This is a genomic window from Nonomuraea sp. MTCD27 (assembly GCF_041950495.1).
Classification (GTDB): domain Bacteria; phylum Actinomycetota; class Actinomycetes; order Streptosporangiales; family Streptosporangiaceae; genus Nonomuraea.
Genome location: NZ_JBGNUW010000018.1, coordinates 14,740 through 40,438 on the forward strand (window position 1 = coordinate 14,740; position 25,699 = coordinate 40,438).

22 protein-coding genes are annotated in these 25,699 nt (G+C 71.9%); 10 read left to right on the top strand and 12 right to left on the bottom strand.

The window, feature by feature from the left end; translation table 11 throughout:
* The first annotated feature begins 14 nt into the window (after window positions 1-14).
* Window positions 15-1,178, top strand: a complete 1,164-nt coding sequence (ispG, locus tag ACBJ59_RS41985; protein WP_375115683.1) for a flavodoxin-dependent (E)-4-hydroxy-3-methylbut-2-enyl-diphosphate synthase — start codon at window positions 15-17, stop codon at window positions 1,176-1,178.
* A gap of 54 nt (window positions 1,179-1,232) precedes the next feature.
* Here the strand turns inward: ispG and ACBJ59_RS41990 are convergent, their stop codons facing one another.
* Window positions 1,233-2,399 (bottom strand): hypothetical protein, encoded by a 1,167-nt coding sequence (locus tag ACBJ59_RS41990; protein WP_375115684.1) that lies wholly within the window; start codon window positions 2,397-2,399, stop codon window positions 1,233-1,235.
* Window positions 2,400-2,638: 239 nt separating this feature from the next.
* Here ACBJ59_RS41990 and ACBJ59_RS41995 point away from each other — a divergent pair, with 239 nt between their 5' ends.
* From ACBJ59_RS41995 to ACBJ59_RS42005, 3 genes are all read left to right on the top strand, one after another.
* On the top strand, window positions 2,639-4,228 hold the full coding sequence (locus ACBJ59_RS41995) for an alpha/beta hydrolase (RefSeq protein WP_375115685.1): 1,590 nt from the start codon (window positions 2,639-2,641) through the stop codon (window positions 4,226-4,228).
* 72 nt (window positions 4,229-4,300) lie between these two features.
* Complete coding sequence (locus tag ACBJ59_RS42000) at window positions 4,301-5,143, top strand: GNAT family N-acetyltransferase (protein WP_364131834.1); 843 nt, start codon at window positions 4,301-4,303, stop codon at window positions 5,141-5,143.
* A 10-nt stretch (window positions 5,144-5,153) separates the two neighbouring features.
* A complete protein-coding gene (locus ACBJ59_RS42005; protein WP_375115686.1) occupies window positions 5,154-5,981 on the top strand; it encodes an NAD(P)H-binding protein in 828 nt (275 codons plus the stop codon).
* Window positions 5,982-6,049: 68 nt separating this feature from the next.
* Here the strand turns inward: ACBJ59_RS42005 and ACBJ59_RS42010 are convergent, their stop codons facing one another.
* The 6 genes from ACBJ59_RS42010 to ACBJ59_RS42035 all read right to left on the bottom strand — a co-directional run bounded on the left by ACBJ59_RS42010 (window position 6,050) and on the right by ACBJ59_RS42035 (window position 10,399).
* Entirely contained in the window at window positions 6,050-6,427 is a 378-nt protein-coding gene (locus ACBJ59_RS42010; protein ID WP_364131792.1) for a DUF3037 domain-containing protein, read from the bottom strand.
* Window positions 6,424-7,236: a HipA family kinase gene (locus tag ACBJ59_RS42015; protein WP_375115687.1), complete on the bottom strand. Its 813-nt coding sequence runs from the start codon at window positions 7,234-7,236 to the stop codon at window positions 6,424-6,426. The genes ACBJ59_RS42010 and ACBJ59_RS42015 overlap by 4 nt, the downstream gene beginning before the upstream one ends.
* Window positions 7,237-7,313: 77 nt before the next feature.
* Window positions 7,314-7,616 (bottom strand): winged helix-turn-helix domain-containing protein, encoded by a 303-nt coding sequence (locus ACBJ59_RS42020; protein WP_375115688.1) that lies wholly within the window; start codon window positions 7,614-7,616, stop codon window positions 7,314-7,316.
* The gene (locus ACBJ59_RS42025) at window positions 7,616-8,086 is read right to left on the bottom strand and encodes a hypothetical protein (RefSeq protein ID WP_375115689.1); all 471 of its coding nucleotides are present in this window, start codon (window positions 8,084-8,086) and stop codon (window positions 7,616-7,618) included. The genes ACBJ59_RS42020 and ACBJ59_RS42025 overlap by 1 nt, the downstream gene beginning before the upstream one ends.
* Window positions 8,087-8,282: 196 nt before the next feature.
* Window positions 8,283-9,155, bottom strand: a complete 873-nt coding sequence (locus tag ACBJ59_RS42030) for a TIGR03619 family F420-dependent LLM class oxidoreductase (protein WP_375115690.1) — start codon at window positions 9,153-9,155, stop codon at window positions 8,283-8,285.
* Entirely contained in the window at window positions 9,152-10,399 is a 1,248-nt protein-coding gene (locus tag ACBJ59_RS42035; RefSeq protein ID WP_375115691.1) for an LLM class flavin-dependent oxidoreductase, read from the bottom strand. Before ACBJ59_RS42035 ends, ACBJ59_RS42030 begins: the two co-directional genes overlap by 4 nt.
* Window positions 10,400-10,489: 90 nt before the next feature.
* On the opposite strand from ACBJ59_RS42035, the gene ACBJ59_RS42040 reads away from it, so the two are divergent.
* From ACBJ59_RS42040 to ACBJ59_RS42055, 4 genes are all read left to right on the top strand, one after another.
* Window positions 10,490-11,299 carry a TIGR03619 family F420-dependent LLM class oxidoreductase gene (locus tag ACBJ59_RS42040; RefSeq protein ID WP_375115692.1) on the top strand — a complete coding sequence of 270 codons (810 nt, stop codon included), beginning with the start codon at window positions 10,490-10,492 and terminating at the stop codon, window positions 11,297-11,299.
* 41 nt (window positions 11,300-11,340) lie between these two features.
* Window positions 11,341-13,023, top strand: coding sequence for a serine/threonine-protein kinase (locus ACBJ59_RS42045; RefSeq protein ID WP_375115693.1), 1,683 nt, complete (start codon window positions 11,341-11,343; stop codon window positions 13,021-13,023).
* Between the two features lie 107 nt (window positions 13,024-13,130).
* Complete coding sequence (locus tag ACBJ59_RS42050) at window positions 13,131-15,350, top strand: PASTA domain-containing protein (RefSeq protein ID WP_375115694.1); 2,220 nt, start codon at window positions 13,131-13,133, stop codon at window positions 15,348-15,350.
* A gap of 37 nt (window positions 15,351-15,387) precedes the next feature.
* On the top strand, window positions 15,388-15,576 hold the full coding sequence (locus tag ACBJ59_RS42055; RefSeq protein WP_375115695.1) for a DUF6203 family protein: 189 nt from the start codon (window positions 15,388-15,390) through the stop codon (window positions 15,574-15,576).
* A 605-nt stretch (window positions 15,577-16,181) separates the two neighbouring features.
* On the opposite strand, the gene ACBJ59_RS42060 is transcribed toward ACBJ59_RS42055, so the two are convergent.
* Window positions 16,182-18,197 carry a hypothetical protein gene (locus ACBJ59_RS42060; protein WP_375115696.1) on the bottom strand — a complete coding sequence of 672 codons (2,016 nt, stop codon included), beginning with the start codon at window positions 18,195-18,197 and terminating at the stop codon, window positions 16,182-16,184.
* Window positions 18,198-18,311: 114 nt separating this feature from the next.
* A complete protein-coding gene (locus ACBJ59_RS42065) occupies window positions 18,312-19,595 on the bottom strand; it encodes a Gfo/Idh/MocA family protein (protein WP_375115697.1) in 1,284 nt (427 codons plus the stop codon).
* Window positions 19,596-19,696: 101 nt separating this feature from the next.
* On the opposite strand from ACBJ59_RS42065, the gene ACBJ59_RS42070 reads away from it, so the two are divergent.
* Window positions 19,697-20,794, top strand: coding sequence for an ROK family protein (locus ACBJ59_RS42070; protein WP_375115698.1), 1,098 nt, complete (start codon window positions 19,697-19,699; stop codon window positions 20,792-20,794).
* 26 nt (window positions 20,795-20,820) lie between these two features.
* Here the strand turns inward: ACBJ59_RS42070 and ACBJ59_RS42075 are convergent, their stop codons facing one another.
* Entirely contained in the window at window positions 20,821-21,345 is a 525-nt protein-coding gene (locus ACBJ59_RS42075; RefSeq protein WP_364131824.1) for a helix-turn-helix domain-containing protein, read from the bottom strand.
* Window positions 21,346-21,445: 100 nt separating this feature from the next.
* On the opposite strand from ACBJ59_RS42075, the gene ACBJ59_RS42080 reads away from it, so the two are divergent.
* A complete protein-coding gene (locus tag ACBJ59_RS42080) occupies window positions 21,446-23,662 on the top strand; it encodes an MMPL family transporter (RefSeq protein WP_375115699.1) in 2,217 nt (738 codons plus the stop codon).
* Window positions 23,663-23,749: 87 nt separating this feature from the next.
* On the opposite strand, the gene ACBJ59_RS42085 is transcribed toward ACBJ59_RS42080, so the two are convergent.
* Together ACBJ59_RS42085 and ACBJ59_RS42090 are read right to left on the bottom strand one after the other, a co-directional pair.
* Complete coding sequence (locus tag ACBJ59_RS42085; protein WP_375115700.1) at window positions 23,750-24,406, bottom strand: LuxR C-terminal-related transcriptional regulator; 657 nt, start codon at window positions 24,404-24,406, stop codon at window positions 23,750-23,752.
* Window positions 24,394-25,623 carry a sensor histidine kinase gene (locus ACBJ59_RS42090; RefSeq protein ID WP_375115701.1) on the bottom strand — a complete coding sequence of 410 codons (1,230 nt, stop codon included), beginning with the start codon at window positions 25,621-25,623 and terminating at the stop codon, window positions 24,394-24,396. Before ACBJ59_RS42090 ends, ACBJ59_RS42085 begins: the two co-directional genes overlap by 13 nt.
* Between the last annotated feature and the right edge of the window lie 76 nt (window positions 25,624-25,699).

The following is a 25,699-nucleotide window of genomic DNA, read 5'->3' on the forward strand; positions in this document are numbered from 1 at the left end:
CATTAAGGGTTGAAATGTCTTCTGTAGCTCTCGGCATCCCGACAGTCCGCCCCAAGCCGCTGGCCGAACGCCGCCACTCCCGCCAGATCATGGTCGGCAGCGTGCCCGTGGGCGGCGACGCCCCGGTTTCGGTGCAGTCGATGACGACGACGGTCACCGCCGACGTCAACGCCACGTTGCAGCAGATCGCCGAGCTCACGGCGTCCGGCTGCCAGATCGTACGCGTGGCGGTGCCGTCCCAGGACGACGCCGACGCGCTGCCCATCATCGCCAGGAAGTCGCAGATCCCCGTGATCGCCGACATCCACTTCCAGCCGAAGTACGTGTTCGCCGCCATCGAGGCGGGCTGCGCGGCTGTCCGGGTCAACCCCGGAAATATCAAGAAATTTGACGACAAGGTCGGCGAGATCGCGCGGGCGGCGTCCGACGCCGGCGTGCCGATCCGCATCGGCGTCAACGCCGGCTCCCTCGACCCGCGCCTGCTGCAGAAATACGGCAAGGCCACCCCCGAGGCGCTGGTGGAGTCCGCGCTCTGGGAGTGCTCGCTCTTCGAGGAGCACGGCTTCCGCGACATCAAGATCTCGGTCAAGCACAACGACCCGGTCGTGATGATCAACGCCTACCGCCTGCTGGCCGCTAGGTGCGACTACCCGCTGCACCTGGGCGTCACGGAGGCCGGCCCGGCCTTCCAGGGCACGATCAAGTCCGCCGTGGCCTTCGGCGCCCTGCTCGCGGAGGGCATCGGCGACACCATCCGCGTCTCGCTCTCGGCCCCTCCGGTGGAGGAGGTCAAGGTCGGCGCCCAGATCCTGGAGTCGCTCGGCCTGCGGGAGCGCGGCCTGGAGATCGTCTCCTGCCCGTCGTGCGGTCGCGCCCAGGTCGACGTCTACACCCTGGCCGAGCAGGTCCAGGCCGGCCTGGAGGGCATGAAGGTCCCGCTCCGGGTGGCCGTGATGGGCTGCGTCGTCAACGGCCCCGGCGAGGCCCGCGAGGCGGACCTCGGCGTGGCCTCGGGCAACGGCAAGGGCCAGATCTTCGTCAAGGGCGAGGTCATCAAGACCGTGCCGGAGTCGCAGATCGTTGAGACCCTGATCGAGGAGGCCCTGCGCCTGGCCGACGAGATGGGCGTCGAGGTGGACCTGGAGGAGGACTCCGGCCCCACGGTCACGGTCGGCTGACGTCCCGTCCAGCGGAAGGTGTGGGCTCGGCGCCCGGGCTCACACCGTGCGCCCTCATCGGCCGGTCCAGATCCGGCCCAGGTCCGGCCAATCGCCGCCGCGCCGCCGCACGTCCGCCGCCACCTCCTCCACCGACCGGCCATCGGTGTCGACGCACAGCCCTTCGGCCCCGGTACGGTCCAGCGCCGCGGCCTCCCGCGCCGCTCGCTCGGCGGCACGGTGCAGGGCCTCCGGGCCGAGCCCCCTCAACTCGTCACCCGGTATGGCCGGCCCGCCGCCCCGCCCACGCCGCGCCACCCGCTCGGCCAGCGTCGCCGGCCCGGCATCCAGCCGGCACACGGTCAACGCGGTTCCGGGCAGCAAGGCGGCGTAGCGCCGTACCGTGTCGTCGGAGTCGGCCTCCCCGGACACGACCAGGCACCGGGCCCCCGCCGCGCGATACCCGGCCCAGACGGCCGCCAGGTTGCGCGCCTTGAGGCGATGACCGTCCACATCGTCATCCGCGACGGGCCGCAGCGCACCGATCTGCTTCACGTCGACATAGGCGGCCCGCACGCCGCTCCGGCAGACCTGCGTGAAGATCTCGTAGCCGACCGTCGACTTGCCGACCGCCGTGGCACCGCGCAGCCACAACACCGGCACCGCCCCGGAACCGGCAGCCGCCGCCGGCCGCGGACCGAGCCCGTGCCCGGCCGCGGAGAGGTCGCCCGGCCACCCCTCGGCCCGCTCCCGCACCAGCCGAGCCGCCTCGGACACCGCCAGGCCACCGGTGTCCACGACCAGGTCGGCGTACTCGCTCCGGTCCAGCCTGCCGGCCTCCGCGACCGCCTCCGCCACCAGCTCCGGCCGCCACCCCCGCCCGAGGAACCGCTCCCTGAGCTCAGCACTGTCGACCCGCAACCGGCACAACGTGAACGCGGCCTCGGGCAGCAGGGCCGTGTACTCGCGCACCTCCTCAAGCGTGTCGACGAAACCCGAAAGAACCAGGCACCGCATCCCCTCCAGCCGGAAATGCGGCCACATCGCCGCCAGACTCCGCGCCCGGACGCGATGCGTCATCGCCTCCGGCATGGGGTAGCACAGGCTGATCTGGTCGGTGTCGACGAAGGCCGCCTTGACGCCATCACGAGTGAGCTGCGCGAACACCTCCCAGCCGACCGAGGACTTCCCGACCCCGGTCGGCCCCGACAGCCACAGCACGGGCAGCGGAACGTCACGCATCCGCGTGACCCTAGCGAGGGCACGGTGAGGCGAGCGAATGTATTTCGCCCGCACATCTCACGCGGCTGATTTCGGTGTGGCTCGCCGGTCCGAAGACCTCCTCGCAGGATGCCGGCTCGCCGGTCGGTTACCGCATGCCATCCGACGATTACAGAATGGCAAGCGTTTCCCCATACCCACCGTCATCGCCCTGTCACTTAGGGGAATATCGCAACGCCTATGAAAGTGAAGGGGGCCGGGTGAAGCGGGTAGTTGGGGTTGTCGCCGGACTGGTGGTGCTCGTCGCCGGGGTGGGCGGCGCGGATGGGGCGGCGGTGGCCAATCGAGGGGCGCCGGCGGCCGTGGTGTGGGGGGCCTGCCCGAAGGTGGCGGGGAAGACCGCGTCGGCGGCGCTCGAATGCGCCTCCGTACGCGTGCCGCTCGACTACCGCGAGCCCATGGGGCAGTCGATCGAGATCGCGCTCAACCGGATCAAGGCCAAGGTGTCCAGGGATGCCAACCATCTGGGCACGCTGCTGCTCAATCCCGGGGGGCCGGGGTCGTCGGGGCGGGATCTGACGGAGCTCGTGGCCACGTCACTGCCCGCCGACGTGTCCGAGCGGTACGACATCGTGGGCTTCGACCCGCGGGGCGTCGGCGGGAGCGAGCCGTCGGTGCACTGCGTGGATCCGGCCACGTACTACAAGGCCCCGAGGCCGGACCAGGTGCCGCACGGGCAGGCGGAGGAGCGAGTGCTGCTGGGCCGGGCCGCCGAGTACGCCCAGCGCTGCGGCCACTTCTGGTCCTGGCTGCTGCCGCACCTCACCACCGAGAACTCCGCCAGGGACATGGACGTGATCCGGGCCGCCCTCGGTGAGGAGAAGATCAGCTACCTCGGCTACTCGTACGGCACCTACCTCGGCGCCGTCTACGCCACCCTCTTCCCGCACCGCGTCAAGCGCCTGGTGATGGACAGCGCGGTGGACCCGACCGGCGTCTGGTACGAGTCGAACCTCAAGCAGGACCGCGCCTTCGAACGCCGCCACCGCCAGTTCCTCGCCTGGACCGCGAAGCACCACGACGTCTACAAGCTGGGCGCCACGCCGAAGCAGACGTCGTTCGCCTACTACGCGATGCGCGACCGGCTGCGCGCCCGACCGGCCGGCGGCGTCGTGGGCCCGAGCGAGCTCGACGACACCTTCACCGTGGCGGGGTACAGCGACAAGATCTGGCCCCAGTTCGCCCAGGCCTGGTCCTCCTACGTACGCCAGGGCGACGTCACGGGCCTCACCGAGATCTACAACAGGCACGGCAAGAACGACGCCGCGGACGAGAACGGCTACGCCATCTACCTCGGCGTCCAGTGCCGCGACGCCCGGTGGCCGCGCCAGTGGGACCGGTGGCGGACGGACATGACCGCGATGCACCGCAAGGCGCCGTTCCTGACCTGGCCGAACGCCTGGTTCAACGCCCCGTGCGCGTTCTGGCCGGTCAAGGGCGGCACGCCGGTGCCGGTGAAGGCGTCGCCGAAGCTGCCGCCGTTCCTCATCCTCCAGTCCCGGTACGACGCCGCGACCCCGTACGAGGGGGCGCTCAACATGGCCGAGCGCTTCCCGCGCGCCCGCATGGTGCTCGACGGCGGCGGCAACCACGGAGTCTCGCTGACCGGCAGCCAGTGCATGGACGGACACCTGGCCGCGTACCTGCGGGACGGCAAGCTGCCGGGCCGCGGCGCGAAGTGCGCCGCGCCGCCCGAGCCCCGTCCGGCCGCGCACATGACGTCGGGGAGCCCTCAGACCCACGAACTCCTCGGCATTCTCGGCGTGCTGGAAAGGCTCAGCGCCGGCTGATGTCAAGAAAGGGTTACCGTGGGCATTGCCGGATGAGTTAATCGGTAACCCTTCGCGTAGTCTGACCGTGTGATGCTGCGTACATCGGCGTCGCGCGTGCTCGACGACAACGACCGGGACGAAGTTCTCGCACTGCTGGACTCCGACCCGGTCGCCAACGTCTTCGTCTCCTCCCGGGTGCGGGCCGTCGGACTCAACCCGGCGAGGCTCGGCGGGCAGATGTGGGGATTCGGGACGCGCGGCGGCCTCGTGTCACTCTGTTACGCCGGCGCCAACATGGTGCCGGTCAACGCCGGTCCCGAGGCCGTGCACGCGTTCGCCGACCGCGCCCGCAAACAGGGGCGGCGGTGCTCGTCCATCGTGGGCCCGGTCGACGCGGTCTCCCTGCTGTGGGAGCGGCTGGAGCCGCACTGGGGGCGCGCCCGCGCGATCCGCTGGGCGCAACCGGTCATGGCGACCTCGCGCAAGTCACCCGTGCCGGCCGATCCGCTCGTCCGCCGGGTGCGGCCGGAGGAGTTCGACATCCTGCTGCCGGCGTGCGTGGCGATGTTCACCGAGGAGGTCGGGGTCTCGCCGAACCTCGGTGACGGCGGCGCGCTCTACCGGACCCGGGTGGCCGAGCTGATCCGCATCGGGCGGTCGTACGCGCGGATCGACGACGGGCGGGTGGTGTTCAAGGCGGAGGTGGGTGCCGTCACGCCGCACGCCTGCCAGATCCAGGGCGTCTGGGTGGCCCCCGAGCTGCGGGGGAAGGGGCACGCGGTGGCGGGGATGGCCGCCGTGGTGGAGGCCGCGATGAGCTGCTTCGCCCCCGTGGTCTCGCTCTACGTCAACGACTTCAACCATTCGGCGCGGGCGGTCTACCGGAAGGTGGGCTTCCACGAGGTCGACACCTTCATGTCCGTTTTGTTCTAGCATCCGGGGCATGATCCTTGTTACGGGTGCCACGGGGAACGCGGGCGGGGCGCTGGTGCGCACCCTGGCCGGGGCGGGCGAGCCGGTCCGGGCTCTGGTGCGGCGCGAGGTCGACCTGCCGGCCGACCTGCACCTCGGTGATCTGAACGACCCCGAGTCGGTGGCGGGCGCGCTGGGCGGGGTGCGCGGGGTGTTCCTGCTGAGCGGCTACGACCGGATGGACGAGACGCTGGCCGCCGTGTCGCGGGCCGGGGTCGAGCACGTGGTGCTGCTGTCGGCGAGCGCGGCGGAGGCCGCCGACCTGGGCAACCCGATCTCGAAGTATCACGTGGAGTCCGAGGCTCTGGTACGGGAGTCGGGGGTGCCGTGGACGATCCTGCGGCCGCGTACGTTCATGTCGAACACGCTCCGCTGGGCCGACCAGATCAGAGCCGGAAATGTCGTGCGAGACACCTTCCCCGGCGTCGCCGTCGCGACCGTCGACCCGCTCGACATCGCCGCCGTGGCCGCCGCTTCCCTGCTGGAGAAGGGGCGGCACGACGGCCAGGTCTACGGGCTGACCGGGCCCGAGGCGCTGCGCCCGGCCGACCGGGTGCGGATCCTGGGAGCGGCGCTGGGCAGGGAGCTGCGGTTCGAGGGGCTGACCGACGCCGAGGCCAGGGAGCAACTGCTCGCGGGGATGCCGGAGGCGTACGCCGAGGTGTTCCTCGGGTTCTTCGCGCGCGGTGAGCTGGACGAGTCGGTAGTGCTGCCCACCGTCGAGCAGGTCACGGGACGGCCGCCGCGCACGTTCGAGGAGTGGGCGGCGGCCAGCACCGAGGCGTTCCGCCAGAGCTAGCCCGCCGAGTTCCGCGTCGCGGCCGCCTCCGCCAGAGTCGGCTCCGCCAGAGCCGGCCTCCGTCAGCGCTAGACGCGTACGAGCTTGTCGAACAGCCGGGCCAGCTCGGTGCCGGGGTCGGTGGTCAGGCCCGCGTGCACCGGCCCGGTCTGCACGATCGTGCTGCGCGGTGCCGTCAGCCAGCGGAACCTGCCGCCCAGCGGCTCGCCCGCGAGCGGGCCGCACTCGTCGCCGCAGGCCAGCTCGTACGCGCTGAGCGCCCGCCGCACCCCGTCGACGTCGGCGCCCGGGTCGAGGGCCCGCAGCCGGCCCGGGTCGAGCTCGACCCGGGCGCACAGGTAGTCGCGCGGCTGGCAGTAGAGCAGCACGCCCGCGTTGATCAGCTCGCCCCGCTCGACCTTGGGCACCACGCGGATCGTCGCGTATTCGTAGACGTCCCTCGTCATCGGTCGCCGCCTCCCCGCCAGAACTCGCCGACCGACCCCGGACCCGTCTTGTGCCCCTTGGGCTGCTGACTGGTGAGCCACTCGCGGGGACCGTGCGCCCGCTGGAGCAGATGTTCGACGTACGCCGCGCGCACGTCGTCGGGGGAGTCGAAGCCCGGTTCCCCGGCCAGCCACTCGTCCGGCACCAGCGCCGTCACCGTCTCCAGCAGCTCTGTCGTGATCTTCTCCGCCAGCTCCTCGCCCGCCGCCGCCACGTCGCCGGCGTAGGGCGCGAGCACGTGATCGCCCGCGTCGAACGGCCGCTGCGGGTCGGCGGTGCGCCAGTTGTGGTGGAACCAGAGCGCGGCCCCGTGGTCGATCAGCCACGTGTCGCGGTGCCAGATCAGCAGGTTGGGGTTGCGCCAGCTCCGGTCGATGTTGTGGATGAGGCCGTCGAACCACACCACCCTGGCCGCGAACAGCGGGTCGGGCACCCAGGCCAGCGGCTCGAACCCGAGGGCGCCGGGCAGGAAGTCGACCGCCAGGTTGAGGCCGGTGCTGGCCTTGAGCAGGTCCTGCACCTCCTCGTCCGGCTCCCTGATGCCGAGCTGCGGGTCGAGGTCGATGAGCTTGAGCTCGGGGGTCTTCAGGCCGAGGCGGCGGCCCAGCTCGGCGGCGATGATCTCGGCGACCAGCACCCGCCGGCCCTGACCGGCCTCGCGGAACTTCACGACGTAGGTGCCGAGGTCGTCGGCCTCGACGACGCCGGGCAGCGACCCGCCCTCCCGCAACGGGGTCACATAGCGGGTGGCCGCGATCTTTTCGAGCACGAGATGAGGCTATCGTTCCCGGCCCGGCGCCGAGGACCGGGCACTGGAACGGGCACTGGGCGCGGGCCGGGCGCGGGCTACTCGGCGGACTCGCGGGCGAGGGCGACGATCCGCTCCAGGGCCGCGGCGTGCCGCTGGAAGGCGAGCCGTCCATGAGGGGTGAGCTGTACGTACGTGCGCCGCGCCCGCTTGTCCTGGTCCTTGCGCACGGTGACGTATCCGGCCGCGGCCAGCGCGGACACCTGCTTGGACAGCGCCGAGTCGCTGGTGCCGACGGAGTCCCTGAGGAAGCCGAAGTCCACCCATTCGGCCGGCACCAGCAGGGCCACGATCGACAGCCGCGCCGGGACGTGCAGGAACTCGTCGAAGAGCGGGTCCATCAGGCGCGCCCGCCCTGCTGGACGATCGACTTCAGCACCGAGCGGTTCAGCGGCGTGGCCGCGACGTACGCCACCGCCGCCACGATCGCGCCCCCGGCGGCCTGTGACAGCAGCCCGTGGGGAGGCAGGTCGAACAGCGCGAAGGCGGCGATCCGGCCGACGGCGAAGGCCACCATGATGCAGGCGATCAGCCCGCCGTGGAACAGGGCCTCCTGCGTGGTGGTCTTCCGGCGGACCGAGGCCCGGTGCTCGCAGACGATTCCCACCCCCGCGTACACGGCCAATCCGAGCACCATGAAGCTGAGGTTCCAGGGGCGCGGGAGGTCGATGGTCGAGAACGCGACGAACAGGCCGAGCGCCGAGATGATCACGCGGGGCAGGGTGAAGCTCTGGCGGACGATCTCCTCCCGGGTCCTGTCCTGGAGGCGGTGGATGTCGTCGAGCGAATTCTGTGCGTCGTGCGGGTTCATGGGACGTTCCCCCCGGAAGTCGGCTACTTTCCTATGAGGAAAGTAGCATCTACTTTCCTCATAGGAAAGTGGTCCGGGTGAAAGGCCGGTCGGCGCTGCTGGAGCGGGCCTTCGGCGACCGGCACGCCGCCGCCGTCTCCTTCCGGCTGATCGGCGAGGCCGGCGACCCCGCGGCCTGCCGTGGCCGGACTCGGGCTCACATCTTCGCGATGACCTCCTCGGCGAAGCGCTCCATGGTGGCGATCTTGAGGTCCAGCGTGCCCTCGCCGTACCGGGCCTTCTCCTCGGGGGTGGCCAGCCACCACGGGGCGGCCATCGTCCCCGTCACGCCCTTGGCGGCGAACCGGCGGTAGGTGTCCGCGTCCGGCATCACCGCGAGCGGGGCGATGATCTCGAAGCCCTCGCCGGTCCTGCCGTTCGCGTCGAGGTGGCCGCGCAGGGCGTCGAGCACGCCGTCGAACTGCTCCTCGGTGTAGATGCGGTTGCCGATCCAGCCGTCGCCGAGCCGCGCCGCGCGCCGCAGGGCCGCCTCGCTGTCGCCGCCCACGTACACGGGGATGGGGCCGGACGGGGTGGGTGAGATCGACAGCGGCGGGAGGTCCTCGATCGTGACCGTCTCGCCCGCCCACAGCGAGCGCAGCACGGGGAGCATCGCGTCCAGGCGCCGCCCGCGCGTGTGGAAGTCCTGGCCGGTGCCGGTGAACTCCTCCTTGCACCACCCGACCCCCACCCCGAACGTCACCCGCCCGTTCGACAGCACCGCCGCCGTGGAGACCTGCTTGGCCACGGTGAACAGGTCGCGGGCGGGCGCGATGTAGACGTTGGGGGAGAAGCGCAGCGTGCTCGTCACCGCCGCCATCGCGCCGATCGTCACCCAGACGTCCGGCCAGTGCGTACGCGCGTCCCACCGCGGCCGCCCCGACCGCGAGTACGGGTACGGCGAGGCGAAGTCGGTGTAGAAGAGGTGGTCGGACAGCGTCAGCGTGTCGAACCCGCAGCGCTCGGCCGCCCGCGCGAGCTCGACGAACTGGTCGGTGTCGACGAACGAGGCTCCCAGCCAGAATCTCATCGGAACTCCGGTGCGACCTTGGTGGCGAACAGTTCGAGGTTCCGCTTGACCGTGTCGAGCGGCAGCACACCCTGCTGGCCCTGCATGTACAGCCCGAACCACTCCAGGTCCGGCATCCGGTCGAGCATGCGCTGGATCCCGCGCTTGACGTCGTCCGGCGTGCCGAACAGCGCCATCTCGACGTCGTTCATGCGCTTGGCGTCGCCCTTCTCCGGGGAGATGGGCTTGTGCTTCTCGTCCTCCTTTTTCCGCAGCACCTCCAGGTAGCCGAACGGGCCGAAGAACGCGGCGAAGTCCTTGGGGATGCTGCGGCCGAAGGTGTTGATGGCGTCCTCGGTCGTGTCCGAGATGCCGACGATCTTGAGGATGCCGGTGTGCTCGCCCAGCTTGTAGTGGCGGCCCTGCTTGGCCGACTCCTCCTGGTAGAGCTTGGCCTTGGCGGCGTGGTCGTCCGGGTTGGGGGTGAACATCCACGGCAGGATGTTCTCCTGCGCGGCCCTGATGACCGACCGGTCGGAGATCGTGAACGGCTGCCACAGCTCGGGGTACGGGTTCTGGTACGGCCGGGGGCAGACGGAGACGGCCTGCACCTTGCCGTCCTCGGAGATCTCGCCCGGCGCGCCGAACGTCTTGGTCCACTCCAGCGCCGGCCAGCCCTCGATGCCCTCGTAGGGGTAGGGCACCTGGTAGTCGAGCACGTCCGACTTGTAGCGGAGGGTCTCCTCCGTCCAGGCCAGCTTCATGATCTTCAGCACCTCGCCGAAGACGTCGAAGTTGCGCGTGTCGCTCGCCGAGCCGTCGGAGCGGGCGGCGGCGGCGTGCCAGCGCTGGCCCAGGACGTTCATCCAGCGGTTCTGGTAGCCCCGCGCCACCCCCAGCCGCAGCCGGCCCTTGCAGAACTGGTCGAGCAGCGCCACGTCCTCCGCCGCCCGGATCGGGTCCCAGGCCGGCAGCACGAGGCCGAGCGGCGCGAGCAGGATCCGCTCGGTCCTGGCGGCCAGGTCGGTGAGGAACATCAGCGGGTTGACCGAGAACTCCATGCCCTCGGAGTGGAAGTGGTGCTCGGTCATCATCAGCGCGTCGAACCCGAGCTGGTCGGCGTGGACGGCTATCTCCCGTACTTCGTGCAGCAGCCTCTGGTACGACTCCGTGTCGCGCCCGATGGGTCGTTTGGCCTTGGCATTCTGCTCGGCCGCGTAACCAGAGCCTGGAATTTGCGGATTCAGGAAGATAGAAAACTTCACCGGGGACCTCTTTCCGCGGGATGGTCTTCTGCAAGGTACTCTGGAAATCTTAACCGAGCAATCGCTTGGTTCGCTGCCTTTGGGGGTCGCATGAGGCTCGGGGTCACGATGTTCACCACGGATCTGGCCATGCCGGTGCAGGACCTGGCCAGGGCGGCGGAGGAGCGCGGCTTCGACTCGTTGTACGTGCCCGAGCACACGCACATCCCGGTCTCGCGGCGCACGCCGTACCCGGGAGGGGCGGGCGAGCTGCCCGACGAGTACCGGCGCACGCTCGACCCCCTGGTCGCCCTCTCCTTCGCCGCCGCCGCGACCAGCCGCCTGCGCGTCGGGACCGGCATCCTGCTCGCCGCCCAGCGCGAGCCCATCGTCACCGCCAAGGCCATCGCCACCCTCGACCGGTTGTCGGGCGGGCGGGTCGTGGTCGGGGTCGGGTTCGGGTGGAACGTGGAGGAGATCGAGAACCACGGGGTCCCGTACGGGCGGCGGCGCGAGGTGGCCCGGCGGAACGTGCTGGCCATGCAGGCGTTGTGGCGCGACGAGGTGGCCTCCATCGACGGGTGCGAACCCTGCTGGTCCTGGCCCAAGCCGCTGGCCGGGCTGCCCGTCTACGTGGGCGGGGCCGCGGGGGCGAAGTTGTTCGCGCACGTCGCCGAGTACGCCGAGGGGTGGATGCCGATCGGCGGGCACGGGATCAAGGCCGCGCTGCCGGCGCTGCGCGAGGCGTGCGACAAGGCGGGGCGGCCGATGGCGAAGGTCATCCCCTTCGGTACGCGGCCCACGCAGGAGAAACTGGAGTATTTCGCCGGGCTCGGGGTCGAGGAAGCGGTGGCCACGTTGCCCAGCGGGCCGGCCGAGGTCGTGCTGCCGCTGCTGGACAAGTACGCCACGCTTCTCTGAACGGACAGTTCAGCGCCGGGTGGCGGGCATAATGGCGGGATATGTCCGAGCTACGTGCCGATGATCCGCGGCAGCTGGGGTCGTACCGGCTGACACGCAGGCTCGGCCAGGGTGGCCAGGGGGTCGTCTACCTCGGCCACTCCCCGCAGGGATCGCAGGTGGCGGTCAAACTCCTGCACGCCAGCCTCTCCGGGGATGCGGACGTGCGGCGCCGGTTCCTGGGCGAGGTCGAGGCCGTGCGGCGGGTGGCCGCGTTCTGCACGGCGCAGCTCCTGGACGCCGACCTCGACGGCGATCGGCCGTACCTGGTGAGTGAGTACGTCGAAGGCCCCTCGCTGCGCGAGCACGTGATCGCGCAGGGGCCCCGCCGGGGTGGCTCCCTCGACCGCCTGGCCATCGGCACCGCCACCGCGCTGGGGGCGATCCACCGGGCCGGGGTGGTGCATCGGGACTTCAAGCCCGGGAACGTGCTGCTCGGCATCGACGGGCCGCGGGTGATCGACTTCGGGGTGTCGCGGCTGGTCGACACCGCCACCACGACGAGCCACCTGCCGATGGGGACGCCTGCCTACATGGCGCCCGAGCGGATGAAAGGGGAGCCGGCCGGGCCGCCTGCCGACATGTGGGCCTGGGGGCTGACCGTCGTCTATACCGCTACGGGGCGGAACGCGTACACGGCTGATACGCATCAGGAGGTGCTGGCTCGCGTCCTCTACGGCAAGCCGGACCTGGGAGCGCTGGGCGGGACGCTGCGGGAGATCGTGCAGGCTTGCTTGGCGACGGATCCGGGGGAGCGGCCGGATGCGGAGGAGGTGCTGCGGCTGCTGCTGGGGCAGAGCGTGGGCGGGGCGGACGCGCTGCTGTCGACCGGGGCCATGGCGGCCGTCGAAGGGCCGGCCCGCGAGACGGACGCCCCGGAGGATGGCGGCTCGGCGGAGGGCGATTCCGTAGAGGGTGATCCCACAGAAAGCGGTTCCACGGAGGGCGGTTCCGAGGCCGGGAAGGCCGGTCGTGGTGGGGCGAAGGGGCGCGGGACGGGTGGTGGCGGTCTGAGGTCGCTCACCGCTCGTCCTGGCGCCGTCCTCGGGCTCGGGGCGGCCGAGGCCGAGGCCGGTGTGATCACCGATCCCGATCCGACCACGAGCTTCCCCGCGATCACCGCGCCTCAGCTGGCCGCCAGGGCCAAGCGGGACGCCGAAGCCGCCGCCGCCACCCCCGACGACACCACCATTCCCGACGCCGCCACCACCCCTGACGACACCACCACCCCGGACGCCGCCCCCGGCGTCGCCACCACCCCCGGCCCCAGGCCCGTTTGGCGGCGGGTGCGGGGCTGGCAGGTGGCCGTGCTGGTCGCCGGGCTGCTGATGGGGGTCGGCGGGTTCGTGTTCTGGCTGCGCAGCGCTCAGGGGCCGGGACTGGAGGGGACGTGGTCGGGGTCGGCCGAGCACTTCTCCGCCCGGCGGGTCTTCCCGATCGAGGTGCGGCTGGGCGGCGACGGTGGCGGGTTGATGCGCTGGGGAGCGGACCTGCACTGCACGGGCCGGCTCGGGCGGGTCGGGAGCGGGATGGTCTTCGTCCTCGATCAGGTCCAGGGCGCGGAGTGCTACCCGGGGACGTTGCGGATGTTCCCCACCGCCGACGTGAACCAGATGGCCATCAAGGTGACACGCGATGCTAAGGACGAAGTGACGTATTCCGGCAAGGTCGCGCGTACATCCTGACCGGCTGTGTCACGGTCAGGCAGCGATTGTTCTGAGCACCGTTGACTGTTCGCGGCCTGTTGCGTTCAGTAGAGAGCAGAAGGGGTTGCGGCGAGGGGAGGCGCCCCGTGCCAACGGCGCAGCCGCTCAGAACGGGGGATCCGCAGCGACTCGGGGAGTACCACCTTTCCGGGCGCCTCGGTGAGGGCGGTCAAGGCGCGGTCTTCCTCGGTTCCAGGGGCGGCGAGACGTACGCGGTCAAGCTGCTGCATGGGCCCGTGGGGGACGAGCGGGCGGCGTTCCTGCGGGAGGTCGAGCTGGCCAAGCATGTGGCGAGGTTCTGCACCGCCCAGGTGATCGACGCGGGGTTCGACGAGGGCCGGCCGTACATCGTGAGCGAGTACGTCGACGGGCCCTCGCTCCAGCGGGAGGTCGCGCTCACCGGGCCCCGGCGCGGTGGAGGGCTGGAACGCCTGGCCGTCAGCACGGCCACTGCGCTGGCCGCGATTCACCGGGCCGGGATCGTCCATCGGGACTTCAAGCCGCAGAACGTGCTGCTCGGATCGGACGGGCCGCGCGTGATCGATTTCGGCCTGGCCAGGGCGCTGGACGCGGCGGCGACGGTGAGCGGGCGGGGGGTCGGCACGCCCGCGTACATGGCGCCCGAGCAGATCACCGCGTCGGCGGTCACGGGGGCGGCCGACGTCTTCTCGTGGGGCGCGACGATGTGCTTCGCGGCCAACGCCTCCGCGCCGTTCGGTCAGGACTCGGTGGCGCCGGTCCTGCACCGCATCCTGACCGCGCCACCCGATCTGGGGCTGCTGGACGGGCGGTTGCGTACGCTGGTGGAGGCGTGCCTGGACAAGGACGCGCGCAACCGGCCGACGAGCAGGGACCTGCTGTTCGAGCTGCTGGGGGAGTCGACCGGGGACGTGCCGCCCGAGGTCCTCCGCTCACCACCGCCCCACATCCTCCGCGCCCCACCACCCCTGGTCCCCGAACCCCGCCCGCCCGTCGCCGAACCCGAGTCGCGCCCGCCGGGCGGCGAGCCGGGAGGATGGCCGCCGATGGCCGAGCCGGAGGCGACCGGCGCACCTGACGCCTACCGGCTGCCCGACTCGCACCCTTCGGGACCCCGGCCGCCGGATGGCGAGCCCTGGCCTCCCATCGGAGACAGTGGCTCCGGCAATGGGAGCGGACCTGGCAATGGGAACGGACCTGGCAATGGGAACGGACCTGGCAATGGGAACGGACCTGGCAATGGGAGCGGTCTCGGCCGGGGCAGCGGGCATGACGGTGGTGGCGGCGGCGCGCAGCCATACGCACCCGCGAACCCCGCCCACTCCGTCTTAGCCGATCACTCGGACGGTGGCGGCGACCCGAGCCAAGGCGCCGGATCCCCGGCAGGTGACGGCAACGGCCGTGGCAAGGGCTGGCCCAGAGCCGCCATCGCGGTCTGCGTCGCCCTGCTGGTCACGGCCGCCGTCCTCCTCACCGTCGTCATCCCCTCCCTGACCGGCAACGACACGGCCACCGGCCCCCAGGCGGCAGGCCCCTCCGTCCCCCCGAAGTCGGAACCACCGAACCCGGAGACCTCCGCCCCCGAGACCGACAAGGCCGAACCCCCCACCAAACCCGCGGAGACCCACGGCCCCCGCGAACCAACGGCCAGTCCACCGGTGGTACGCCCACCCGTAACCGTCGCCATCCCCGCCCTGACGGGGCTGAGCAAAGCCGACGCCACCAAGGCCCTCAAGCGCGCCGGTCTGACACTCGGCACGGTCTCCCAGGCCGACTCACCGCAGAAGATCGGCCAGGTCCTGTCCAGCAAGCCCGCCTCCGGCACGTCCGTGCCCAGGAACAGCACGGTGTCGCTGCAGGTGTCGGCAGGCCTGCCCGTACCAGCCGTCACGGGCATGCAACGCAAACCCGCCGAAGCCGCGATCACGGCCGCCGGCCTCAAGGTCGGCGCCATCACCCGCTCCTGCTCCCCGCAGCCGAACGGCCAGGTCCTCTCCACCCAACCGCAGGCGGGCCGCCGCGTCCCGGGCAGTACCCCGGTGGCCCTCACCCTGGCCCGCACCGGCACCCCCGTCCCCTCAGTCGTCGGCCAGGCGAGAGAGGACGCCCGAGCCGCCCTGATCGCCGCCGGCTTCACCGTCCGCGTAAGAGACCAGGTGGTGGACGACGAATCCCGGGTAGGCGTCGTCCTCTCCCAGAGCCTCCCACCAGGCACCTGCGCCAGACCCACCAGCCAGATCGTGATCGCGGTAGGCCTCGCCGGCCAGTCGGGCCCCGACCCCCACGAACCCACAGAGACCCCGACCGGCCCGGTCACCGGAGACTGACGGGCGTGCACCGCCTGTTCAAGGGCAGTTGGCGTCCATGCAGAAATTCCTGAAGTTGGTGGTGGCGCGCTGGCTGGCCCGCACCCCGATCGGCCTGGTCGCCCTCGGGATCGGCTGGTACCTGGCCCGACGCCGGCGCAGACGACAGCAGCCGCCGCACGAGACCCAGCACACCCGACGCCACCCGGCGAGAACCAAGCACCACGCACACCACGGCCCTAGGTAGATCCATAAGCGCACCGGCGTCGAACCGCCCTCGCGTATGAACGGCGGGGGAGGATCTCCCGCCCGACCCGATCACCTGTGATCAGCGTCGACTTCCTGTGCGTGCTCTCCGTGAGCACGGAGCACCCGGCGCGGGGATCGCCTTGCCTGGCTTCGCGAAGGTAGGAACGCGTGAACGTAGAGGCACGGCTGCTGGAGCTGATGTCGCGTCTCCAGGCGCTGCGGGTCGGCGCGCGCCGGCGACAATGTCGTCGCCGGTATGTCCCTGATCCTGGCGGACGTGGTCCACTGACCCTCCGTCCAGGGCGAAGTGATCGACCAGCAGCCTCGGCTGTTTGCTGGACGTCGGCCTGATCTGAGCCGTTCGGCTAGGAAGGCTTCAGAGCTGGCCGGTCCGCCGCATCCTGCGTGCTGTCAGGCGTCGGAACAAGGACGCCCCTAGATCCAGCGAACCTGCGTGGGGCCGGGGGCACGGGGCGAGCGCGAGCGAGCGGGGTTTTCGGGGGATCGAAAGGGGGCGGAGCCCCCTTGGGAGGCGCTGTCTGGAACCGAACGGCGCGCAGCGCCCCCTTGTGGAAGGCCTTGCCTTTCGGCCTGGGAGCCCTCTCAGCGCCTGCGCTTCTTGCCTGTGCCCTTGGGGCGGCCGCGTTCGCCCGGTGATGCGCTGTGGACCAGGCGGAGGCGGTGGCGGCCGGCGCGCAAGGGTTCGGCGACCAGGTCGCGCATCTCCGCCAGGCCCTCCGCATCGTGGTGCCCCGAGGCCAGCACCGCCTCCGCGAACTCGTACGCGTCCTTCCCCGCCATGGCCCTGAGCTGCTCGATCAACGGCTCAGGACCCCCGAGCTCCAGCAACGTGAGGAAGTTCTCCGCCCCCAGCAGCAGGTGATCGCGCTCCCCGAGCGTCCCCGGGTCGATCTCGCCCTCGTCCATGAGGAAGGTCAGGGCGGTGGGGCCGAGGATGGGGTCTTGGCGGAGGCTGCGGAGGAGGGCGGGGCCCTGGGGGAGGGTTTCGGTGAGGACGCTGAGCATGGCGGCGGTGCGGGTGCGGAACGGGCAGGCTCTGATGGCCTCCAGGAGGGTTTCGACGTCCTGGCCCGGGTGGGACAGCCAGGCGTTGAGTTCGGCGGCGGCTTCCTGGGGAGGGTAGTGCTGGGTGAGGACGCCCAGGAGTTCGGCGGGTGGGGCGGTGGCGAGCTCGCCGATCAGAGGGGCGTCGCGGCCTTCCTCCAGGAGGCGTTCGCGGACGGCGCGCAGGCCGAGGGGGGTGAGGGTGGACAGGAGGAGGTCGGGGGCCGCGAGGCCGGTGCGGAGGCGGTCCACGGCCTCCGGGGGGAGCTCCTGGTCCTCGTGGTCGAGGTCGCTGGAGTAGAGCTCGTCCGCCGGGCCTCGGGTCAGCTCCACGGCGCCCAGGTCGGACAGGACGGCGAAGGTGCTTTCGAGGTCATGGGCCACCTGTTCGCGCCACAGGTCCCGGAGGTGGGGCTCGGCGTCGTCGAAGACGAAGGACGTCTGGCAGGCCAGCCACACCGTCTCCGCCAGGCGGGTCACCGGCATGTCGTCCATGCCGTACAGGGTGTTGAGGATGTCCGGGAGGATCTCGTCGAAGAGCTCCGCCAGCAGGGCGGCCGGTCGCCAGGTGGCGACGGGGGTGGTGATCACGCCGCCCAGGTGGGGGAGCACCGCGAAGGCGCGGCTCCACAGCGCCTCCGGGTCGCGGAGGAGAGGGGCGGCCTTGGCGACGCGGAGGAGGCGGCCCTTGCTGACGCGGATCAGGCGGGCCTCCTTCGCCCAGGCGAGGAGGAGGCTCAGGTGCGGGAGCTCGGCGCTGCTGCGGACGTGCAACCGCTCCTCGCCGGTGCCGAGCAGCTCTGACAGCCGGCGGGCGGCCGTGAGGGGGAGGTGGCCGGCCTTGGTGAGCTGGCGGCCGTCCTTGCCCAGCCAGTCAGCCAGGGTGACGAGCCGCTGGACGATCTTGCTGCGGGCAGCGGCCTCGGTGAGGTCGGAGGCCGGGGGAAGGGCGATGGGGGGCTGGACGTAGGCGCGTTCGTCGTCGGCGTCCAGGGCCGACTCCGTGAGGCGGGCTTCCAGGATCTTGTCGAGCACGCCCTGGTCGTAGCGGATGCGGCCGGCATCGAGGTCGTTCTTGAAGTCCTCGAAGGTGCCGGGGTCGGTGAGGTTGAGGCCGTGGTCGAGGGCCGTCTGCGCCCAGAACTTGGCCAGGCCCTGGCGGTAGGGGTCGTCGAGGGCCTTCTGGAACTCGGCGGCGGCCTGGGTGATCGCCTGGTCCGTCTCGGCCTCCGTGGCGCCGCGCGGGTCGCGCAGGCCGGTGGCGGCGAGGTAGCGCAGGTAGGTGCGGAGGATCTCCGGGGCCGTGTCGAGGATCTCCCTCGGGGCCACGACGTTACGCGGGATCCAGGACAGGAGGAAGCGCCGGATCTGGCGGGCGTCCCAGTAGGCCAGGCGGCCGTCGCGGCTCTGGTGGCGGGCGTCGATGGCAGCGGTGATCAGCAGGTCGTCGGCGGGGAGGCCGTGCCGGCCCGCCCAGGAGAGGCAGCGCCGGATCAGCACGGTCTTGGCCGCCTCGAACTCCTCGGCCTCCTCGGGCTCGAACCAGGTACGCAAAGCACGAACTCCCTGCTGTGCTGGGGGGAGGGGTGAAATGAAAGTCTGGCGTACCAGTATTCCGGTTCGTACGGCTCGATGGGCTGCTCTTCGGCTACTTCAGTGCGCCTGCGGTCAATCCGGCGACTTTCCGGCGTCGGACGTACAGCCGGAGACGACCCGGGCGCCGGCGCGGGGAGTTCCTTCCAGGGAGACGGTCTCACCGGTCAGCCGTGACCGCTCGGCGGCCCAGGCGATGAGGTGGCTGTGCAGGCTCTCGCCGGGCGAGGAGAGGATCGTCGAGCCGTCCCTCGTGGCGACCGCCGTGAGGAACGCCTCGACGAGCGCTTCGTCGCCGCCCCCGTGTCCGCCCCTGGCCGTCGCGTCGCCCGTGGGGGACGTCTCGACGGTCTCGGTGCGGCCGGTGACGAAGTCGTGGACGGTCAGGCGGTCGCCGTCGCCGTCGATCGAGCCGCGGGTGCCGAAGATCCGCGTCTGCCGGTGGAGCGCCGGGGTGAACCCGGTCATGGTGAACGACGCCGTGCCGCCGCCCTCGAACTCGAGGTTCACGACCTGGTGATCGACCACGTCGTTGTCGCAGGCGTACACGCACCTGCCGTACGGGCCGGTCCTGAGCGCCTCCAGCAACCCCTGCTCGGAGACGTCGTCGGTGAGGACCGACACCGGCCAGACCTCCTTGCCCGCGAGCGGGAGGTAGATGCGCCTGGCGGAGTACGGGCAGGAGGGCTCGACCGCGCAGTCGAGGCAGCGGTCGGCGGCGCCGTCCGGGCGGTTCTCGGGGCGGAAGTGCTTGAGGCCGCCGAAGGAGGAGACGCGGGTGACCTGCCTGCCGGTCAGGTGGACGAGCCAGTCGAGGTCGTGGCAGGACTTGGCGAGCAGCATGAACGTGGACTCGTCCGTCCGCCGCCAGTTGCCCCGCACGTACGAGTGCGCCTGGTGCCACCACCCCACCGGCTCCAGGTGCTGCACGCTGACGATCTCGCCGATCCGCCCGCCGTCGAGCAGCGCCTTCAGGGCCCGCGTGTACGGGGTGTAACGCAGCACGTGGCACACCGCGAATATCGCGCCGGAGCGCTCGGCGGCCGCCACGATCTTCCGGCAGTCGTCCTCGGAGACCGCCATCGGCTTCTCCAGCAGGACGTCGTAGCCCAGCTCGGCGAAGCGCACCGCGGGCTCGACGTGGTCCCGGTCCTGGGTCGCGATGATCACCGCGTCCGCCCGGCGGGGGAGCGCGGCCAGCTCGCGCCAGTCCGCGTACTGCTCGGCCCCGGGGAACCTGCCGCGGCGGCCGTCCAGCGGGTCCGCCACCGCGACCACCCGCGCCCGGCCGCTCGCGACGGCGTGGCGGGCATAGGAGGTCCCCCGCGAACCCGCGCCGACGACGGCGAGCGTCACCATCGTTTCCTCCAATTTATGTAACCAATTCACGTATGTCGGGCCGATGCTAGGATCCGGGCTGGTAGTCGTCAATAGGGAAGTTATGGGAAAGGGTCTCATAAGTGACCGAGCTCCGGCCGGGTGACGCGTCGCTGCTGCGCAAAGTGAACACTCAGGTCACGCTCAGAGCACTGCGCCGCGCGGGCGTGGCCACGCTGACCCAGCTCGGCCGCGTCGCCGGGCTGTCCAGGCAGACGGTGGAGGCGGTGCTCGACGAGCTGGGCGAGCGCGGCTACGTGCGGGAGGTGCCGCCCGACGAGGGCGTGATGGGGCGGCCGGCGCGTCGGTTCGGGTTCCGCGCGGACGCCGGCTACGTGGTGGGCGTGGAGATCGGCGCCGAGGCGATCGTGGCCGCGCTGGCCGACCTCAACGGCGAGGTGGTCGCGTGGGAGCGGGCCGGGGTCTCCGGCGACGCCGCGGCCCACGAGCGGCTGGAGGTGGCCGAGCGTACGGCGCTGACGTGCGTGGACGCCGCCGGCGTGGCGCGCCGGCGGGTCTGGGCCGTGGCCGCGGGCACCTCCGGCATCGTGGACCGCAGCGGTCGCGTGTCCCTGTCGATCACGCTGCCCGGCTGGACGGGCGTGGACCTGGCCGGGCTGGCCGGGCGCTGGTTCGGCTGCACCGCGCTGGCGGCCAACGACGCCAACCTCGCCGCGCTGGCCGAGCACTGGCGCGGCGGCGCGCAGCACGCCTCCGACGTCGTGTACGTCCTGATCGGCCACCGGGCGGGCGCCGGCGTCCTGATCGGCGGGCGGCTGCATCCCGGGCGCAACGGGGCCGCCGGCGAGATCGGCACGCTGCGCCAGGTCGGCTGGGAGGACGCCGCCCGCGAGCTGGTCAAGGACGCCTCGGCGGCGGAGGTGTTCGAGGCGGCGCTGGCGGGCGACCGCGACGCGCTGCGGCGGGTGGACCGCTACGCCGAGAACCTGGCCGTCGGCGCCTCGGCGCTGGCCCTGGCCATCGACCCCGACCTGCTGGTGCTCGGCGGCGGCTACGCGCGGGCCGGTGACGTGCTGCTCGAACCGCTGCGGCGGCACCTGGCCGAGCTGTGCGTGAGCGCCCCGGAGGTGGCGGCCTCCACGTTCGGGGACGAGGCGGTGGCGCTCGGCGCGGTACGGCTGGCGCTCGACCACGTCGAGCGCGAGGTGCTCGGGCTGTAGTACGCCCGGGCGGCCTCGAGGAGGCGCTAGTACGCCCGGGCGGCCTCGAGGAGGACGGCGTGCACCTGCTCCTCCGGCAGGTCCATCGTCCTGACCGCGCCCCACTGCAGCGCCCCCAGCAGCGCCCAGCTCTTGAGCCTGGCCTCCGGGCCGGGGTCGTCGCCCACGAGCTTGGCGTAGATCTCGTCCCGGAACGTCCGGACCGTGTCGCGTTCCGAGCCCGGCGTCGTCGCGGCGTCGTCCGCGGCCAGGTCCTCCATGAACAGGCGGATCACCGAGCGATAGCGCACCGCGAACCCGACCAGCGCCTCGACGAACTCCCCCCGGCTCGCGTACGAGGTGTCGAGCAGCGCCAGCATGTCCCCCGCCGCCGGCGACAGCAGCTCGGCCGCCAGGCGGTCCTTCGGGTGGAAGTGGTAGGCGACCGCGGTCTTGGTCAGGCCGACGGCGGCGGCGATGTCGGCCAGCGACGTCGCCGCGTAGCCACGCTCGGCGAACAGCTCTCTGGCGGCGGCCAGGATCCGGGTGCGGGTGTCGTCGGGTGTGGTCATCGTCTCATTCCCTGTGGAAGACAACCTTCCGGATATTTCCCGTTTTATCGTATGTCCTGTACGACCGTACAGGACGGTCGTCGAGCCGGGGGACTGAGCGATGACGCGGTTACTGGGACGTCTGGGTGGCTGGTGCGCGCGACACGGCTGGATCGTGCTGATCAGCTGGGTGCTCGCGGCCGCCGCGCTGATCGGCGGCAGCCTGGCCTTTCCGAGCCCGACCAGCAGCGACGCCAGCATTCCCGGCACCGACGCGCAACGCGCCCACGACCTGATGAAGACGGGCTTCGGCTCCGGCTACGCCACGGGCGGAACGGTACAACTCCTCCTCTACTCCGCCGACGGCCCTCTCACCGAGGACTCCCGCAAGAAGGCCGTGGAGCAGTCCGTCGACCGGCTGCGCACGATGCCGCACGTCGAGCGGGTGGACACCCCGTACCGCGTCGGCGGCATCGCCTCCAACCTGCAGATCGGCCTCATCACCATCCGCCTGGAGGGCAACGACTCCGACAAGATCGCCGAGACCACGCAGGCCCTGTCGAAGGCCGCCGACCCGGCGCGGGCCGCCGGCCTGGAGGTCGTGCCCGCCGACAGCTCCACCCCCGCCGACAAGGAGATCAAGACGGGGCCGAGCGAGATCATCGGCGTGGCGTGCGCGCTGCTGGTGCTGGTGTTCGCGTTCGGGACGCTGGTGGCGGCGATGATCCCGATCTTCGCCGCGCTGGTCAGCGTGGCCTCGGGGCTCGGCATCATCGGGCTGCTCGGGTGGGTCGTGGACATGCCCAAGCAGGCCGGCATCATGGCCACGATGATCGGGCTCGGCGTGGGCATCGACTACGCGCTGTTCCTGCTGTCCCGCCATCGCCGGCTGCTGGCCGAAGGAGTGCCGGTCGCGGAGTCCGTCCGCCGTACCGTGGCCAGTTCGGGCGGGGCGGTCGTGTTCGCCGGCGGCACGGTGATCATCGCGTTGAGCGCCCTGATGCTGGCCGGTTTCCCCCTGCTGGCCACGCTCGGCTGGGTCACCGGCATCTCGGTCGTGGCCGCCGTGCTGACCTCGATCACGCTGGTGCCGGCCCTGCTGGGGCTGCTCGGCCACCGCGTCAACGCGCTCAAGGTGCCGTTCCTGCGCGGCGCCGGCTCGTCCGGCTCCGGCTGGGCGGGCCTGGGGTCGTGGGTGGCGCGCCGCCCGTGGCAGGTGCTGCTCGCCAGCGTCGTCGTGCTGGGCGCGCTGGCCGCCCCCGCGCTGGCGCTCAAGCTCGGGGCGCTCGACGAGGGGTACGGCACGAAGGGCTCGGAGCCGCGCCGCGCGTACGAGCTCATGGCCACCGGCTTCGGCCCCGGCTCCAACGGGCCGCTGATCGTGGTCGCCGAGCTGCCCGCCAAGGTGGCGGACGCCGCGGACCCCGTCGTCGAGGACCTGGTCCGCGAGGTGAAGGCCGTCGAGGGCGTGGCCCACGTGGCCGACCCCAAGGTCAACACCTCCGGCCGCTCGGTGCTGCTGCAGACCGTCACCGAGTACGCCCCCAGCGACGACCGGGCCGCCCAGGTGGTCAGGGACGTCCGGGCCATCTCGCTGCCGGGCGTGGACGTGCACGTCGGCGGCAAGGTCGCGGCCCTGACCGACGCCGGGGACCGGATGGCCGAGCGCACCCCGCTCGTGATCGGCGTCGTGGTGCTGCTCAGCGCCTTGCTCCTGCTGCTGGCCTTCCGCGCGCCGGTCATCGCGATCAAGGCGGCGGTGATGAACCTGGTGTCGCTGGGGGCCGCGTTCGGGGCGCTGGCGATGGTGTTCTCGATCGGGCTGGGCAGCGGGCTGGTGGGCATGGACGCGCCGGCCAGCGCCTCGTACGTACAGACGATCTTCTTCTCGGTGCCGATCGAGAGCTACGTGCCGCTGATGTTGTTCGCGGTGCTGTTCGGGCTGTCGATGGACTACGAGGTGTTCCTGCTGACGGCGGTGCGGCAGTCGTACCTGCGGCACGGGCGCAACGCGCGGTCGGTGGCCGAGGGGCTCGGCTCGACCGGCCGGGTCATCACGTCGGCGGCGCTGATCATGGTGGCGGTGTTCGTGGCGTTCATCGCCTACCCGGATGCGATGGTCAAGACGTTCGGCGTGGGGCTCGCGGTGGCCATCGCGGTGGACGCCACGATCATCCGCGGGTTTTTGGTGCCGGCCACGATGGTGCTGCTGGGACGGCTCAACTGGTGGTGCCCGCGGTGGCTGGACCGGATCCTGCCGAACCTGTCGGTCGAGGGGCACGAGGAGGACGACGCGCCCGCCGTGGAGCGGCGGGAGCCGGTCAAGCTGGGCGTTTAGGGTCGGCCCCGGCTGACCTTGCCGCTCACCTCGCCGCGCCGGGTGCCCAGCCAGGCGACCAGCACCGTGGCCCCTCGGGTTGAACGGTCACGAGCCGGAACCTACCTGGAGATAGCGCAGGACGGCCAGCACCCGGCGGTGGTCGCCGTCCGAGGGCGCCAGGCCGAGCTTGGTGAAGATCTGCGTCACGTGTTTCTCCACCGAGCCGTACGACAGGAACAGCGCCTCGGCGATGGCGCTGTTGGAGCGGCCCTGCGCCATCATGGCCAGCACCTCCCGCTCCCTGGGCGACAGCAGGGCGAGGGCGTCGGTGCGCCCGCTGGCGCCCATGATCTGGGTGACCACTTCCGGGTCGAGCACCGTCTCCCCGGCCGCGACGCGCTCCAGGGCGGTCAGGAAGTCCCTGACGTCGGCGACGCGCTCCTTCAGCAGGTAGCCGACCCCCCGCGCCCCGCCGGCGAGGAGCCGGGCGGCGTAGCGGGTCTCGATGTACTGCGAGAACACCAGCACGCCCAGGTCGGGGTGGTCGCGGCGGATCCGGATCGCGGCGCGCAGGCCCTCGTCGGTGTGGGACGGCGGCATGCGGACGTCGACCACGGCCACGTCGGGGCGGTGCTCGGCCACGGCCGCCACCAGGGCCTCTCCGTCGCCCACGGCCGCCGCCACCTCGTGGCCGCGCGAGGTGAGCAGCAGGCACAGGCCGTCGCGGAGCACCACGGCGTCCTCGGCGATCACGATGCGCATGCCTGCTCCGTCCGGGAGTGCAGCGGGAGGTCGACGGTGACCACCGTAGGGCCTCCGGCGGGGCTGTGGATCACCAGTTCGCCGTCCACCACCCGTACGCGGTCGGTCAGCCCACGCAGCCCCGACCCGGCGCCCACCACCGCGCCGCCCTCGCCGTCGTCCCACACCCGCAGGCGCAGCAGCCCGTCCTCCGCCCGCACCCGGACGGCGGCCCGCCGGGCGCCGCTGTGCTTGGCCACGTTGGCCAGCAGTTCGGCGGTGCAGAAGAACGCGATGGTCTCGATGGCGGGCGAGGGCCGGTCGGGCAGGTCGGCGTCGAGGTCGACGGGCAGCGGGCCGCGCGCGGCCAGCGTGGCCAGGGCGACCTCGAGGCCCTTGTCGAGGGCGGGCGGGTGGATGCCGCGGATCAGGTCGGTCAGCTCCGACAGGGTCTCCTTGGCGTTGCGGTGGGCGCCGTCGAGGAGGGTACGGGCGCGGTCGAGCCGGACGGGGTCGTCGGCCGCGGCCAGCTCCTCCCTGGCCATGCCGATGCTCATGGCCAGGGCCACCAGGCGGGCGGCCGTGCCGTCGTGCAGGTCGCGCTCGACCCGGCGGAGCACGGCGGCGGCGTCGTTCACGGCCAGCGCCCGGGTCTCTTCCAGCGCGCGGATGCGGGCTTGACCGGGGGCCGGGCCGAGCAGCGTACGCGCCAGCAGCCGTTCCGGGGCCAGCGCCACGTGCACCGCCCACGGGGCCAGGAGCAGCAGCACCGCCCCCGCCGCGCTCATCAGCAGCGCGCCGGGCCAGCCGCCGGGCGTCAGGACCGGGATCGCGGACGTCCGCCACCACAGCGGGCAGGCGAGCAGGACCAGCCCGAACCCCCACGACCCGGCGGCCACCGCGACGGCGAGGACGGCCGCGGGCAGCCGGGCGAAGGCGTGTACGAGGGCTCGCCAGCCGGTGACGTCGCCGAGCGCCGAACCCAGCCGGTTCACCAGCCCCCGGCCGGGCCGGAACGGCTCGGGCGCCGCCACCCGCACCCCCGCCAGCCTCCCGGCCAGCCCCCGGTTGACCGCGCCGAGCCGCCGGGCGCCCAGCACGCACAGCGCCAGCACTGGCAGCCCGACGACGTAGGCCGAGGCGACCGCGCTCAGCAGCACGACGACCAGGTGGACCAGGCCGACGCCCGCCAGCAGCGGCAGCGTCAGCGTGTAGGCGAGCTCGCGCCAGATCCGCACCGGCTTGCTCCTCTCTCCTCCCCTACAGCGTGACGACCCCGTCCAGGGACGGCCACCCGGTGCGCCCCCGGGGGAT

Bases quoted from the DNA above. Each gene is read 5' to 3' on its own strand.
- ispG (WP_375115683.1), top strand. From the start codon at position 15: ATGTCTTCTGTAGCTCTCGGCATCCCGACAGTCCGCCCCAAGCCGCTG.
- ACBJ59_RS41990 (WP_375115684.1), bottom strand. From the start codon at position 2,399: ATGCGTGACGTTCCGCTGCCCGTGCTGTGGCTGTCGGGGCCGACCGGG.
- ACBJ59_RS42000 (WP_364131834.1), top strand. From the start codon at position 4,301: ATGCTGCGTACATCGGCGTCGCGCGTGCTCGACGACAACGACCGGGAC.
- ACBJ59_RS42005 (WP_375115686.1), top strand. From the start codon at position 5,154: ATGATCCTTGTTACGGGTGCCACGGGGAACGCGGGCGGGGCGCTGGTG.
- ACBJ59_RS42010 (WP_364131792.1), bottom strand. From the start codon at position 6,427: ATGACGAGGGACGTCTACGAATACGCGACGATCCGCGTGGTGCCCAAG.
- ACBJ59_RS42020 (WP_375115688.1), bottom strand. From the start codon at position 7,616: ATGGACCCGCTCTTCGACGAGTTCCTGCACGTCCCGGCGCGGCTGTCG.
- ACBJ59_RS42025 (WP_375115689.1), bottom strand. From the start codon at position 8,086: ATGAACCCGCACGACGCACAGAATTCGCTCGACGACATCCACCGCCTC.
- ACBJ59_RS42030 (WP_375115690.1), bottom strand. From the start codon at position 9,155: ATGAGATTCTGGCTGGGAGCCTCGTTCGTCGACACCGACCAGTTCGTC.
- ACBJ59_RS42040 (WP_375115692.1), top strand. From the start codon at position 10,490: ATGAGGCTCGGGGTCACGATGTTCACCACGGATCTGGCCATGCCGGTG.
- ACBJ59_RS42045 (WP_375115693.1), top strand. From the start codon at position 11,341: ATGTCCGAGCTACGTGCCGATGATCCGCGGCAGCTGGGGTCGTACCGG.
- ACBJ59_RS42055 (WP_375115695.1), top strand. From the start codon at position 15,388: ATGCAGAAATTCCTGAAGTTGGTGGTGGCGCGCTGGCTGGCCCGCACC.
- ACBJ59_RS42065 (WP_375115697.1), bottom strand. From the start codon at position 19,595: ATGGTGACGCTCGCCGTCGTCGGCGCGGGTTCGCGGGGGACCTCCTAT.
- ACBJ59_RS42075 (WP_364131824.1), bottom strand. From the start codon at position 21,345: ATGACCACACCCGACGACACCCGCACCCGGATCCTGGCCGCCGCCAGA.
- ACBJ59_RS42080 (WP_375115699.1), top strand. From the start codon at position 21,446: ATGACGCGGTTACTGGGACGTCTGGGTGGCTGGTGCGCGCGACACGGC.
- ACBJ59_RS42085 (WP_375115700.1), bottom strand. From the start codon at position 24,406: ATGCGCATCGTGATCGCCGAGGACGCCGTGGTGCTCCGCGACGGCCTG.